Annotated in this window: 14 protein-coding genes and 1 pseudogene; 13 read left to right on the top strand and 2 right to left on the bottom strand. The window is 35.5% G+C overall.

Annotated elements, in window-relative coordinates; all coding sequences use genetic code 11:
- The 4 genes from RYK20_RS09860 to RYK20_RS09845 all read left to right on the top strand — a co-directional run.
- Nucleotides 1-1,209: phosphoenolpyruvate carboxykinase (ATP) (locus tag RYK20_RS09860; protein ID WP_314895290.1), on the top strand; the 1,209-nt coding region annotated here is incomplete at its 5' end.
- A gap of 234 nt (nucleotides 1,210-1,443) precedes the next feature.
- The gene (gene sucC / locus RYK20_RS09855) at nucleotides 1,444-2,637 is read left to right on the top strand and encodes an ADP-forming succinate--CoA ligase subunit beta (RefSeq protein WP_297978311.1); all 1,194 of its coding nucleotides are present in this window, start codon (nucleotides 1,444-1,446) and stop codon (nucleotides 2,635-2,637) included.
- A gap of 63 nt (nucleotides 2,638-2,700) precedes the next feature.
- Nucleotides 2,701-3,708, top strand: coding sequence for a beta-ketoacyl-ACP synthase III (locus tag RYK20_RS09850; RefSeq protein WP_311456835.1), 1,008 nt, complete (start codon nucleotides 2,701-2,703; stop codon nucleotides 3,706-3,708).
- Between the two features lie 179 nt (nucleotides 3,709-3,887).
- Entirely contained in the window at nucleotides 3,888-4,130 is a 243-nt protein-coding gene (locus RYK20_RS09845) for a hypothetical protein (RefSeq protein ID WP_311456836.1), read from the top strand.
- On the opposite strand, the gene RYK20_RS09840 is transcribed toward RYK20_RS09845, so the two are convergent.
- Both RYK20_RS09840 and rbfA read right to left on the bottom strand, forming a co-directional pair.
- Nucleotides 4,120-5,328 carry an ABC transporter permease gene (locus RYK20_RS09840; protein ID WP_314895289.1) on the bottom strand — a complete coding sequence of 403 codons (1,209 nt, stop codon included), beginning with the start codon at nucleotides 5,326-5,328 and terminating at the stop codon, nucleotides 4,120-4,122. The two genes, RYK20_RS09845 and RYK20_RS09840, sit on opposite strands and share 11 nt — an antisense overlap.
- Nucleotides 5,329-5,332: 4 nt before the next feature.
- Entirely contained in the window at nucleotides 5,333-5,725 is a 393-nt protein-coding gene (gene rbfA / locus RYK20_RS09835; protein WP_297978307.1) for a 30S ribosome-binding factor RbfA, read from the bottom strand.
- A 120-nt stretch (nucleotides 5,726-5,845) separates the two neighbouring features.
- On the opposite strand from rbfA, the gene RYK20_RS09830 reads away from it, so the two are divergent.
- The 9 genes and pseudogenes from RYK20_RS09830 to RYK20_RS09790 form a co-directional block, all read left to right on the top strand.
- Complete coding sequence (locus RYK20_RS09830) at nucleotides 5,846-6,523, top strand: DUF2461 domain-containing protein (protein WP_314895288.1); 678 nt, start codon at nucleotides 5,846-5,848, stop codon at nucleotides 6,521-6,523.
- A gap of 36 nt (nucleotides 6,524-6,559) precedes the next feature.
- Nucleotides 6,560-7,843 (top strand): branched-chain amino acid transport system II carrier protein, encoded by a 1,284-nt coding sequence (brnQ, locus tag RYK20_RS09825; protein WP_314895287.1) that lies wholly within the window; start codon nucleotides 6,560-6,562, stop codon nucleotides 7,841-7,843.
- 6 nt (nucleotides 7,844-7,849) lie between these two features.
- On the top strand, nucleotides 7,850-8,986 hold the full coding sequence (locus tag RYK20_RS09820) for a pyridoxal phosphate-dependent aminotransferase family protein (RefSeq protein WP_314895286.1): 1,137 nt from the start codon (nucleotides 7,850-7,852) through the stop codon (nucleotides 8,984-8,986).
- Between the two features lie 82 nt (nucleotides 8,987-9,068).
- Complete coding sequence (locus RYK20_RS09815; protein WP_311456845.1) at nucleotides 9,069-9,635, top strand: hypothetical protein; 567 nt, start codon at nucleotides 9,069-9,071, stop codon at nucleotides 9,633-9,635.
- Nucleotides 9,636-9,659: 24 nt separating this feature from the next.
- Nucleotides 9,660-10,457, top strand: coding sequence for a diadenylate cyclase CdaA (cdaA, locus tag RYK20_RS09810; protein ID WP_314895285.1), 798 nt, complete (start codon nucleotides 9,660-9,662; stop codon nucleotides 10,455-10,457).
- Nucleotides 10,454-11,731, top strand: a complete 1,278-nt coding sequence (locus RYK20_RS09805) for a DUF2851 family protein (protein WP_314895284.1) — start codon at nucleotides 10,454-10,456, stop codon at nucleotides 11,729-11,731. Before cdaA ends, RYK20_RS09805 begins: the two co-directional genes overlap by 4 nt.
- Before the next feature lie 3 nt (nucleotides 11,732-11,734).
- A complete protein-coding gene (locus RYK20_RS09800) occupies nucleotides 11,735-11,962 on the top strand; it encodes a PspC domain-containing protein (protein WP_297978300.1) in 228 nt (75 codons plus the stop codon).
- Nucleotides 11,963-11,983: 21 nt separating this feature from the next.
- Complete coding sequence (locus RYK20_RS09795) at nucleotides 11,984-12,277, top strand: hypothetical protein (RefSeq protein ID WP_314895283.1); 294 nt, start codon at nucleotides 11,984-11,986, stop codon at nucleotides 12,275-12,277.
- Between the two features lie 47 nt (nucleotides 12,278-12,324).
- A pseudogene (locus RYK20_RS09790) lies at nucleotides 12,325-12,644 on the top strand (hypothetical protein); the annotation flags it as partial.

Genomic DNA, 12,644 nt, shown 5'->3' with positions numbered 1-12,644 from the left:
ACTGAGCTTCCTTGGAGTAACCTTTTCGCTAACAATATGTTCCTTCGTATAGAAGATAGCGAATTGGCTGGTTTCAAAGAAGATTGGTTAGTAATCAATGCTCCTAGCTTCCTTGCTGATCCTGCCGTAGATGGCACTCGCCAAGGAAACTTCGCTATCCTAAACTTCACTCGTAAGATTGCTCTTATCGGAGGTACAGGATACACAGGAGAAATCAAAAAAGGAATCTTCTCTGCTATGAACTTTGAGCTACCTGTATTCCGCAACACTATGCCTATGCACTGCTCTGCCAACGTAGGAAAAGAGGGTGATACAGCGATCTTCTTTGGTCTTTCTGGTACAGGTAAAACGACCCTTTCAGCAGACCCTAACCGACACCTTATCGGTGATGACGAACACGGATGGACTCCAGAGAATACCGTATTCAACTTTGAAGGAGGTTGCTACGCTAAAGTAATCGACCTTACTGCTGAAAAAGAACCTGAAATCTTCGGAGCTATCAAAAAAGGAGCAATCCTTGAAAACGTGATTATGGATGACAAGGGAGTAGTTGATTTCTCTCGTACTGATATCACAGAAAACACTCGTGTTTCTTATCCTATCTACCACATTGCCAATATCCAACCAGGCTCTATAGGACACAATCCAAAGAATATTTTCTTCCTTACATTTGATGCTTACGGAGTATTGCCTCCAATCTCCAAACTTACACCGAACCAAGCTGCTTACCAATTTATCTCTGGATATACTTCTAAAGTAGCAGGTACTGAAGTAGGTATTACTACTCCACAAAAGACTTTCTCTGCTTGTTTTGGAGCAGCCTTTATGCCATTGCACCCTGCGGAATATGGAAAGATGTTAGCTGAAAAAATCAAAGCTTCTGGAGTAAATGTATGGCTTGTAAATACAGGTTATAATGGAAAAATGAAACGTTGTAGCTTAAAAGATACTCGTGCCCTTATCACAGCTGCTCTTACGGGAGCACTTAACAAGGTAGAGTTTAAAGAACTTCCTATCTTCGGATTCCAAGTGCCTCAATCTTGTTCTACTGTGTCTGACCAAAGTATCCTTAACCCAGAAAATACTTGGGATGACAAGGCTCAATTTGCTGCCAAATCTAAGGAATTAGCTGAAGCATTCATTGAAAACTTCAAGAAGTTTGAAGCAGGTGCTGACGCAGAAGTTCTTCAGGGAGCTCCTAAGTTATAATCTAGAAATTGTTTTTTTGAATCATACTTAAAAGATAGGGAGGTTGATATTTCCCTATCTTTTGTACTTTTATATTGTTCTGTTTTGTATCTATTTTTAAGGTTATTTTGTCTTATGTTACTTGTTTTTAAGTGATTAGTTTTTTTGTTTAAATTTTTATGGTAAAATAAAGAAGAAAAATATGGAAATATCATTATTTTTTCGTACATTTGCCACTACAAATAAAGTTATATTATGAATTTACACGAATATCAAGGAAAAGAAATTCTATCAGGATTTGGGGTACGCGTACAGAGAGGAATTGTTGCAACCTCTTCCGATGAAGCTGTGGAAGCCGCTAAGAAACTCACAGAACAAACAGGTACTCAGTGGTATGTAGTGAAAGCACAAATTCACGCAGGAGGTAGAGGTAAAGGAGGAGGAGTAAAACTTGCTAAGAATTTGGATCAAGTGAAAGAAATTTCTTCTCAAATTATTGGGATGCATTTGGTAACGCCTCAGACTCCCAAGGAAGGAAAAGAAGTACATCAGGTGCTTATCGCTGAGGATGTTTTCTATCCAGGTGAGAGTGAGCCTAAGGAATACTATATGTCAATCCTACTTAATCGTGCCAAAGGAAAGAATATGATTATGTATTCTACTGAGGGAGGTATGGATATAGAGGCTGTGGCTGAAAAGACTCCACATCTTATCTTTACAGAGGAAATAGATCCTGAATTGGGGCTTCTTCCATTCCAAGCAAGAAATGTAGCATTTAACTTAGGATTAGAAGGAGAGGCTTTCAAGGAAATGGTGAAGTTTGTTACTTCTTTATACAAGGCTTATATTGCTTCTGATGCAAGTCTTTTTGAAATAAATCCTGTTCTGAAGACTTCTGATAGTAAAATACTTGCAGTAGATGCTAAGGTAACCATTGATGACAATGCTCTTTTCCGTCATAAAGACTATGCAGAACTAAGAGATACTCGTGAAGAGCGTCCTATAGAAGTAGAAGCTAAAGCTGCAGGACTTAACTATGTAGATTTGGATGGAAATGTTGGCTGTATGGTTAATGGAGCAGGGCTAGCAATGGCTACAATGGACTTGATAAAACAAGCCGGAGGAGAGCCTGCTAACTTTCTTGATGTAGGAGGAACAGCCGATGCAGCACGTGTGGAAACTGCTTTTAGAATTATTCTTAAAGATCCTAATGTAAAGGCTATCTTAGTGAATATCTTTGGAGGAATAGTACGTTGCGATCGTGTAGCTCAAGGTATTGTAGATGCCTATAAGAATATGGGAGCTGACATTAAGGTGCCTATTATTGTACGCTTACAAGGAACCAATGCTGAGATAGCTAAAGAAATAATAGACAAATCAGGACTTGCTGTACATTCAGCTATTCAGTTCCAAGAAGCTGCTGATAAAGTAAAAGAAGTGTTGAAATAATTGATTTTCAATAATATAGAAAGCCTTGTTTAACAAGGCTTTCTTTTTAAATTTTAATAATTTATGTATAATTCTATTATTAAAGGAACAGGGTATTATGTTCCAGAAAATATAGTTACAAATGATGATTTATCCAAGATAATGGATACTTCTGATGAATGGATACAAGAGCGTACAGGAATCCAGCAAAGACATTTTGCAACTAAGGGAAAAGATACCACTACAAATATGGGGGTACGTGCTGCAGAAATGGCTATTGCAAAAGCAAACATCAATAAAGAGGATATAGATTTTCTTATCTTTGCAACTCTTAGCCCGGATTATTACTTTCCAGGTTGTGGAGTTTTAGCACAGAAAGAGTTAGGACTTAATACGATAGGAGCTTTAGATATTCGTAATCAGTGTTCTGGATTCGTATATGCTCTTTCTGTAGCAGATCAGTTTATAAAGACAGGAATGTATAAGAATATTCTTGTAATAGCTTCAGAAACACAATCTCCAGCTCTGGATTTGACTACTCGTGGTCGTAATATGGCAGTGCTTTTTGGAGATGGGGCAGGAGCAGTTATTCTTTCCCAAACAGAAGAGGAAGGAAAGGGAATCTTGTCATCGCACTTACATAGTGAAGGTGCCTATGCAGAGGAATTAGCCATTATAACACCTGGCGTAGGGAAGAAGTGGGTAACTGAACTCATTAAAGAAAACAATCCAGAGGATATTTCTTATTTTCCTCATATGAATGGACAATTTGTTTTTAAGAATGCAGTTGTACGTTTTTCTGAGGTTATAATGGAGGGGTTAAAGCATAATAATCTTACTGAAAAAGAAATAGATTTGTTTATTCCTCATCAGGCTAACTTGCGTATTTCTCAGTTTATACAACAGAAATTCAAACTTTCAGATGATAAAGTATTCAATAATATTCAGAAATATGGTAATACCACAGCAGCTTCTATAGCTATTGCTCTGGCAGAGGCCGTGGAGCAAAAGCGTATTAAGGAAAATGATTTGGTTCTTCTAGCTGCTTTTGGAAGTGGATTTACTTGGGGAAGTGTTGTCATTCGTTGGTAGAAGAGAAGATAATGAATCCGGTATTGATAATTTACTTTAAAAATTTGCTAAAAACACTCTTGATAATGGGTGTTTTTTTTGTCATTCATTTTTATATTGAATGCGAGTATAAAAAGAAATCCTATTATCCACTATGGAGTATCTATTTATTTCATATGATGAGTGTATTCTTAATAAATATGTTATTGAAAAAAGATTTTGGTAGGAAAGATTATTCTATAGCCAATAGGTTCCTATTTGTAACAGCTTTACAGATGCTATTGTGCTTATTTTTCTTAATCCCATTATTTTTAGAGAATCAGATGGATAAAGAATGGGATACTTTATCCTTTATAACTATTTTTTTTGTAGCGCTCTTTTCAGAAGTATTTTTCGCACTTTCACTGCTTAATTATCAAGAAGCTAATAAAATTAATGATTGATTTTTGCTTTGCTAGCCCCTATGAATGATGCTATAAATCCTAATACTAGAATAGTAAAAAAAACCAATATAACTTCAGAAAAGTGAATCTCAATAGGGTAAGCTATAGGAACAATTGCATTTGGATTGATATACAACATAGGATAGACTTTCTGTAACCAAGCTATTCCCAATCCTAGAGCTACACCAAAAATGGCTCCGAGAAATGAAACTATAGTTCCTTGAAGTAAAAAGATGCTTCGTATTTCTCTTTCAGACATTCCTAAAGCAAAGAGAGTGTATAAATTCTTGTTTTTGTCTAGAATCATCATAATGATAGCTCCTACAAGATTAAAAAGAGCTACAATAAGCACCAGCGTAAAGATAAGGTAAGTTGCGAGATTCTCTGTTTGGAACATTTTATACAAATCCTCATTGAGTTCCATACGATTCTTGATAACAAAATTTTTCCCTAAGATATTGTTTAGGATTTTTTTTCCTTTTTCAGGAGAAATATCTTTATTTAATTTGATTTCAATAGCAGAAATTTCATTTTTAGTTAGTCCTAACAGACGCTGAGAAAGATTGAGAGTGGCAAAAACATACTTACTATCTAAATCTTCTGTAACTTGATAATAATCAGATAATAACACAGTTTCCTCTCTATAAGGAGTACTAGAGGAGGTGATACTACCTTTTCCTGCTTTTGGAACAATAATTTGTAGAGGAGTGGTGCTGGTGAAAAGCCCTAAATTAAGAGTTTCGGCAATTGTATTGCCTACTACTACATAATCATCATCCAGAAGCCAATCATTAGGACTGAGAACTAAGATACTATCTACAGCGTTTACCTTTGGATAATTTTCATCTACTCCTTTTATGTAAGCTATATAATTTTTTCCTTGACTATTAAGAAAAACACGATCTTCCAAAATTTTGCTATAATGAGCAATAATTCCACTTTGCACAAGTGATTCCTCTTCCTTAGAAGAAATAGTGAAAGTTTTTCCTGCTATAGGGAGAACCTTTAGGTCTGGATCGAAGAAGTTTGAGAAAGACATACTAAAAGTTCTTAATCCAGAAAAGCCTGCCAATACAATCATCAAAGATGCTCCTCCTAGAATGAGGACAAGAATAGACATCCAATTGATAATATTAATGACATTCTGAGAACTTTTTGACCAGACGTATCGCCAAGCGATAAAAAGAGAGGAATTCAAGGAGTTACGATTTTTTTCGTTTGATAAGTAATTCCGGATTTTCAATAGGATTTTCTTCTCCTTTGAGAGAATGTTCTATTTGGGAGAGATACTCTAAAGAATCATCTAGAAAGAAAGAAAGCTCAGGCATTTTTCGTAATTGATGGCGAACTCGTTGTGCCACTTCGTGCTTTATCTGAGAACTGTTGGATTGTATAGCTGAGATAATTTCTTTAGCTCGCTCATTAGGGAATACACTAAGATATACCTTAGCAAGTGTCAAATCCACAGTGATAGATACTTTTGTAACTGAAATAATAAGATTGGTGAATCCGCCTGATTGTACAGCTCTTCCTAATATATCACCTAAATCCTCCTGTAATAATCCTGCAATTTTCTTTTGACGGTTTGTCTCCATTATATAATTATTAAAAACGTTGCAAAGATAGAAAATAATTACGAATAATAGTGTATTTCTCCTAAAAAATTGTATCTTTGCGCTTAAATAAATCAAATCACTTATAAAATTATTTTTGTTATGATAGGTTTAACAAAAGATATTTTTTCTTTTCTTTCTGCTTTATCAGAAAATAACAATAAAGAATGGTTTTCTGATAATAAAAAAGACTATGAAAAAGTGAAGTCTATAGTGAATGAGTTTTTTAAAACAATATATTCAGAGATAGAAAATAAGGATTATTTGGGAGCCATTAAGATATATAGGATATATAATGACTTGCGATTTGCAAAGGATAAGCCTCCTTATAAGACACATTTTGGGCTCTATTTTCCAAGGAAGCAACCTAAATATAGAGGCGGATATTATCTTTGTATAAGTCCTAAGGAAACCTTTGTAGGAGGAGGTTTTTTTAACCCAGAGCCTAAGGATTTGTTACGTATTCGTCAAGAAATAGCTGCCGAAGGAGAAGAGATGTTACAGATAATGGAATCTGTTCCCATTAAGAAGTATTTTGGAGGAATTCTTTGGGGAGAGGAAGTGAAGACAGCTCCTAAGGGTTTTAAAAAAGAAGATCCAATGATTGATTTCTTAAGAAAAAAGCAATTTCTGCTTAAGAGAGATTTCTCTACAGAAGAAGTATTTCAGGAGAATTTTTTTGAAGAAATAGTTCAATCTTTTTTGGCAATGCGTCCGTTTTTTGATTTTATGACAAGAGCATTAACAACAGATGCAAATGGAATTTCCTTATATGAATAGAAAAAATACTAACTCTTAAATTTTAATACAAATATTATGAAATTAACTTTTACTCGAATTATAGTTTCCTCTTTTGCGATGTTTTCCATATTTTTTGGAGCAGGAAACTTTGTGTTACCACCTTTCTTAGGAAAGGAAGCTGGGGAGCAGTGGCTCTTAGTTTCTCTTGGCTTTTGTCTTTCAGCGGTGCTAATTCCTATATTGGGAGTTATTGTTCAGGCACGTCTACAAGGTTCTGTTATTGATTTTGGTAAGAAGATACACCCTATAGTGGGACTTCTTCTGGGAATGCTACTCTATGCAATATGCCTTGTTTTTCCAATGCCTAGAACAGCGTCTGTTAGTTATGAGATGATATCTGCATCTTATGACGGAACAATTCCTCTTTGGGCTACTTATCTTTTTTATTTGGTTTATTTTTCATTGGTTGCCTTTCTATGTTATCAGAGGAATAAAGTATTGGATGTACTAGGAAAGTATCTTACACCGATTATGATTCTCATTATACTATTGGTTATTTTTCAAGCAATTATTTCTGATGATAAGGTTGTTGCCTCTGCTTCTGTGGCACCTATAGGAATAGGGAAGGGGCTACTAGAAGGATATCAAACCTTTGATGCTATGTCTTCCATTATTATAGGAGGTGTGATTGTAACTTCTTTATTTCTTTCAAATACATATGATACACATTTGGTAAAGCGACTAACGATTTATTCTGGTATAGGGAGTGGTATTTTATTATTTGTAGTTTATACAGGCTTTATTTATACAGGAGCTTCACAGGGAGCAAATTTTCCTGAGGTTACCGAGCGAGTTCGCTTGCTTTCGCTTATTACACATCATATTCTAGGAAATGTAGGTGGTGTATTGCTTAGTATAGCTGTATGTATTTCTTGCTTTACAACAGCAGTAGGAATTATCACAGGAGGAGCCGATTTCTTTAAAACAATCACCAGAGGAAATGAGAGAACTTATAAGATTATTGTTACTATTCTTTGTATCTATAGTGCGATAATGGCTCCTATTGGTGTGGATTCTATCATAGAAATAGCTTATCCTATACTGATATTGTTCTATCCTACGGTTATTGTTCTTATTTTTCTGCACTTGCTACCTACATCTTTTGCTTCAAGAACTGTATTTAGGTTAGTGGGAATAGTTACATTTATTACCTCAATCCCTACTTTTCTTAAGCAAATAAAGGTTGATTTTATAAAGATACCTCTTCCTCTTCACGAGTATGAATTGTCTTGGATATTGCCTGCGTTTTGTGCTTGGTTAGCTACAATTATTGTTGAAAAATTTGTTGTCAGAAAATAGAAAAATATGTATTCTGTTCCTAAATCAATCACAGAGGCTCTTAATAACCGAAAACAATCTCAAACTTTTCGTTGTCTTTCCTCAAGGTATTATGAAGTTGATTTCTATTCTAATGATTACTTGGGGTTGGCACGAAATCCTCTTGTGAGAGAGAGAGCACAGGAATTGCTACAAAAGTATCCATTACAGAATGGAAGCACAGGATCACGTCTTCTCTCAGGAAATTATTCCTTGATAGAAGAGGCAGAATATATATTAGCACAATTTCATCATAGTGAAAGGGGGCTTATATTTAACTCAGGTTATGATGCTAATATAGGTATTTTCTCTTCTATTCCACAGAAAGGAGATATTGTACTTTATGACCAATATATACATGCTTCTATCAGAGATGGGTTACAGCTGAGTAAGGCACAGAGCTTTAAGTATAAGCATAATTCATTATCAGACTTAGAAGATAAACTACAGAGATTCTCTGAGGTTGCCAATACATTGTATATTGCTACAGAAGGAATATTCTCAATGGATGGAGATATTCCTGACTTAATTGGCATTCTTACTTTAGCAGAAAAATATAATGCATATATAATTATAGACGAGGCTCATTCTGTAGGGGTATTAGGAGATAGGGGAGAAGGGTTATGCCAATCCTTAGGAGTAGAAAAGCGAATATTCTTACGATTGATTACTTTTGGTAAAGGAGTAGGTTCTCACGGAGCTATTGCATTAGCTTACGGGGAAGTTATAGATTATTTAGTGAATTTTGCTCGTTCCTTTATTTACACTACAGCTCCCTCTCCAGAGGTTATAGCTCCCTTACTTGCAGCTTATGAATTATTGCCTAGCTTAGTATCCAGAGAAAAATTAAGAGAAAATATAGCTTTCTTTCAGCGTAAAGTCCAAGAATTTGAAGTAAAAAATACAGAAAAAATGCGATTTATTCTCTCTCAGTCAGCTATACAAGGGCTTATTATTCCTGATAACGAACGCTTGAAGAAATTGTCAGATAGCTTACAGTCTCAGGGAATAGGTGTAAAACCTATTTTCTCTCCTACAGTGCCTAAAGGACAAGAAAGATTAAGAATTTGCTTACATTCCTTTAATACTAAGGAAGAAATAGAAAGATTATTTAAAAATATCTGAAGATAAAATACTTTTTTCAATGATACGCTATTATGTATATGTTTTATGTACTTTTTTATTCTTGAGTTGTCAAAATAAAAAAATGGAACTTCCACAAGTGAAAGATGTTGAAATTACCCAAGTAGATAATTTTTCACAAGTACATATTTTTTATGAGGAGGCAACAGGAGAAGCTAAGCTTAATGCTAATGAACTTATCAGCTCTACTAATTGGGTATTTCATATAGACAGAAGAAATAACCTTGAGAAAGTAGCCAAACACTTTAGCGAGCTTCAGGAGAAGAAGAAAAACCCAAGAAATCCACACAGTAATCCAGATGCACACGTTTACTTCTCTTTAGCAGATATTCCTCACAAGCAATTAGGCTTTATTGATGTTACAAATCTTACCTTTCTTACTTATGATCCTAAGGAAGAACTAAAATATGGAAATACACCTATTTTTGTTTATCCTGATGGCTTTCGACTAAAAGAAAACGGAGGAGAAAAAACGCCTTGGGATAAGTTTGGTACATATAAAAATGTATATTATATTTATATTTTTAGTGGGAAGATGACTTTTCAGCAATTTATAGATATTTATTGGACAGAACTACATCAAAATGATGGAGGAATTATTTCAAGAATATATATTCTTAATGAAAAATAGAAAAAATATTAATAACAAATAGAAATGCTTGATTCTTTTGACTTTTTAAACTTCAAATTTGTAGATTTATTGGACATCGTTCTGGTGGGACTGATTTTATACTACATCTATCGCCTGCTCAAGGGAACAGTTGCTATTAGTATTTTCTTGGGAATCGTTATTATCTTTGTTATTTGGAAGATTACCCAAATAGTCAAGATGGAATTAGTCAGTGGTATTTTAGGACAATTTATTAACGTAGGATTCTTCGCTCTAATTGTTGTTTTCCAGCAGGAAATACGTAAGTTTCTCTTAGTAATCGGTTCCACCAATGTTATTAAGAGTAAGAACTTTATAAAAAAATTCTCTTTCCTAAAGAAAACTACGGAAAACTCTATTATAGATCGTATGTGCGAAACCCTTATCTCAGCTTGCCGAAAGATGGGAGAAGACCGCACGGGAGCACTTATCATCTTGGAACATAATCAATCTTTAGAATTTGTAAAAGCTACAGGGGATAAGATGAATATCGAGCTAAACCAACCCATTCTAGAGAGTATTTTCTATAAAAATAGTCCTCTCCACGATGGAGCTATTGTCATCCAAGACGGATTCATTGTAGCTACACGTGTTATTCTTCCTGTCGTAAGTCAAAGTGTAATCCCTAAAGAGTATGGATTGAGGCACCGCGCTGCTGTCTCTATTACCGAAAAAACAGACGCTCTCGCTTTAGTAGTTTCTGAAGAAACAGGAAAAATATCCTATATAAACAATGGAGAATTTGTTCATTACGATACCGATAGTGAGCTGGTTACTCTCCTAATTGAATCACTTTCCAAATGATACGCGAAGATTTTTTGCAATACATATGGGGAACACATCTTATTCCTTCTGTTCCTATTCAGCTTTCTAATGGAGAAGACTTAGATATCCTCTCTTATGGAGAGGTCAATCCTTACGCAGGTCCTGACTTCTTCAATGCTCGCTTGCGCATTGGTTCCCTTCAGTGGGCAGGCAATGTAGAGCTACATACCTCCTCTTCTCAGTGGTATGCACATCATCACGAACAAGATCCTGCTTATGGGAATGTGATTCTTCACGTAGTATGGGAGCATGATGTAGAAGTATTTGATTTTCATCAGAACATCATCCCCACCTTAGAACTCAAGACCCTTATCTCACCTGATTTGGTAGAAAAATATACACACTTACAACAAGCACAGGTATCTTTTATTCCTTGTGAGAAGGAAATTACCTCCGTTCATAGTAGAATTATTACAGATTGGCTCGACAAGCTCTATGTAGAGCGACTCAAGGAGAAAGCTGAACCCATCCTAGCTCTCTTACAACAAACCCAACAGGATTGGGAAGCCGTTTTTTTCTTAAAACTACTTAGCAACTTCGGAGGAAATATCAACGGAGAGGCTTTCTGGGAAGCAGGAAAGCAAATTCCTTTCTCCATTATTCGCAAGCAGATGCACAACCTTACACAAATGGAAGCCTTACTAATGGGGCAATTGCGCTTATTGGAGGAAAACGACATCAATTGTCCTTATTACCATTCTCTACAAAAGGAATATGAATACTTAGTCCATAAGTACGTACTCCCTCCTGCTTTCTTCAAGGTACAATTCACAAAACTGCGCCCCCCTAACTTTCCTACCATTCGCTTGGCTCAAGTAGCAGCTCTCTATCATCAGCAGCAGGCTCTTTTTGACAAATGTATGTCGTTGGATTCCTATGAACAAGCTGTAGATCTATTGGGAAAGATTGTCCCTTCTCCCTATTGGAAGAACCATTTTTCCTTCGGTAAAGAAAGCAAAGAAAGTAACAAGCGCATCACTCCCGCACAGATAGCCAACCTGTGGATTAACACCATCATTCCTATGCAGTACGCCTTCGCTCTTTCTATTAACAAAGACCTCTTAGCCGACTGTAAAGAAAAGATGCGTGCCACCCCTGCCGAACACAATAGCATCCTTGACCGTTGGGAAAAACTCCTTTTGCCCAACACCAATGCTTTGGAAAGCCAAGCAATCCTTCAGCTTTATAAGAAATATTGTAACAAACATGCCTGTATGGCTTGCCAAATAGGTCAAAACCTCTTAAAAAAGTAACTTATGAACACAACCTTTACCAAAGTACGTATCTTCTTTGAACGAAACGGTTTCAACGTCTCTACCCGCTTGGCTGAACGCTTAGGATTACGGGTGAAATACGTTCGTTTGTTCTTTATCTATATCAGTTTTATCTTTGGCGCAGGCTTTGGGCTTTATTTCGCTTTCGCCTTCGCCCTAAAAATCAAAGACCTTATCAGAAGAAAGCGTAGTTCTGTGTTTGATTTGTAACTTTTTAGAGAGAATTCAAAAATGGATACTTTATTTTTAGGTTTTGATAAAATGCCCTCTTATCCTGATGGTCAAGTAGTTGAATTATTTTATCAAAATAATGTATTAAAACTAACTTTAAAGGATTACAAAGAAGAAATAATAACCTATTCTTTCCTAAACATCTTTCAATTATCTTTTGAAAATTACCTTAATGAAGATATTGATGAAATTCGTACCTTCTGGGAAGAAAGAGAAGAAGAAAAGATATGTAAAATTTCTATATTGTCGGCTTGGACAGGAAGAGAAATGATTCATTTTTCTTTCTTTATGTAATTTCCATAACAGACAGTAATAATACTTATTCTTACCTTTTACCACTAATGAAGCGTTACACTGAAAAATATATTCCTATTTGGAAAGAACCCCTATGGGTAGCTTGCCCTGAATGTCAGGAAGCTGCACATATTACCTATACCCAAGAAGGAGCCGTTGTACAATGCTCATGTTGCTCTTTTCATAGTTCTCAAGAGGATTTGCAATACTTTGAAGCAATTACAGTCTTTAATTGCCCCAATTGTGGTACCCCTATTAGGTACTCACAGAAAGGACTTAAAGAAAAAAGTGAGCTTATCAAGGTTTCTTGTCCTCATTGCCATGAAGTGTATGAGGTAAAGCCACGTTATGAAACCTATTATGAATC

This window comes from uncultured Capnocytophaga sp., assembly GCF_963525585.1.
Classification (GTDB): Bacteria; Bacteroidota; Bacteroidia; order Flavobacteriales; family Flavobacteriaceae; genus Capnocytophaga.
The sequence above is the reverse complement of the archived record's forward strand: the minus strand, read 5'-3'. Positions and strand labels throughout refer to the sequence as shown.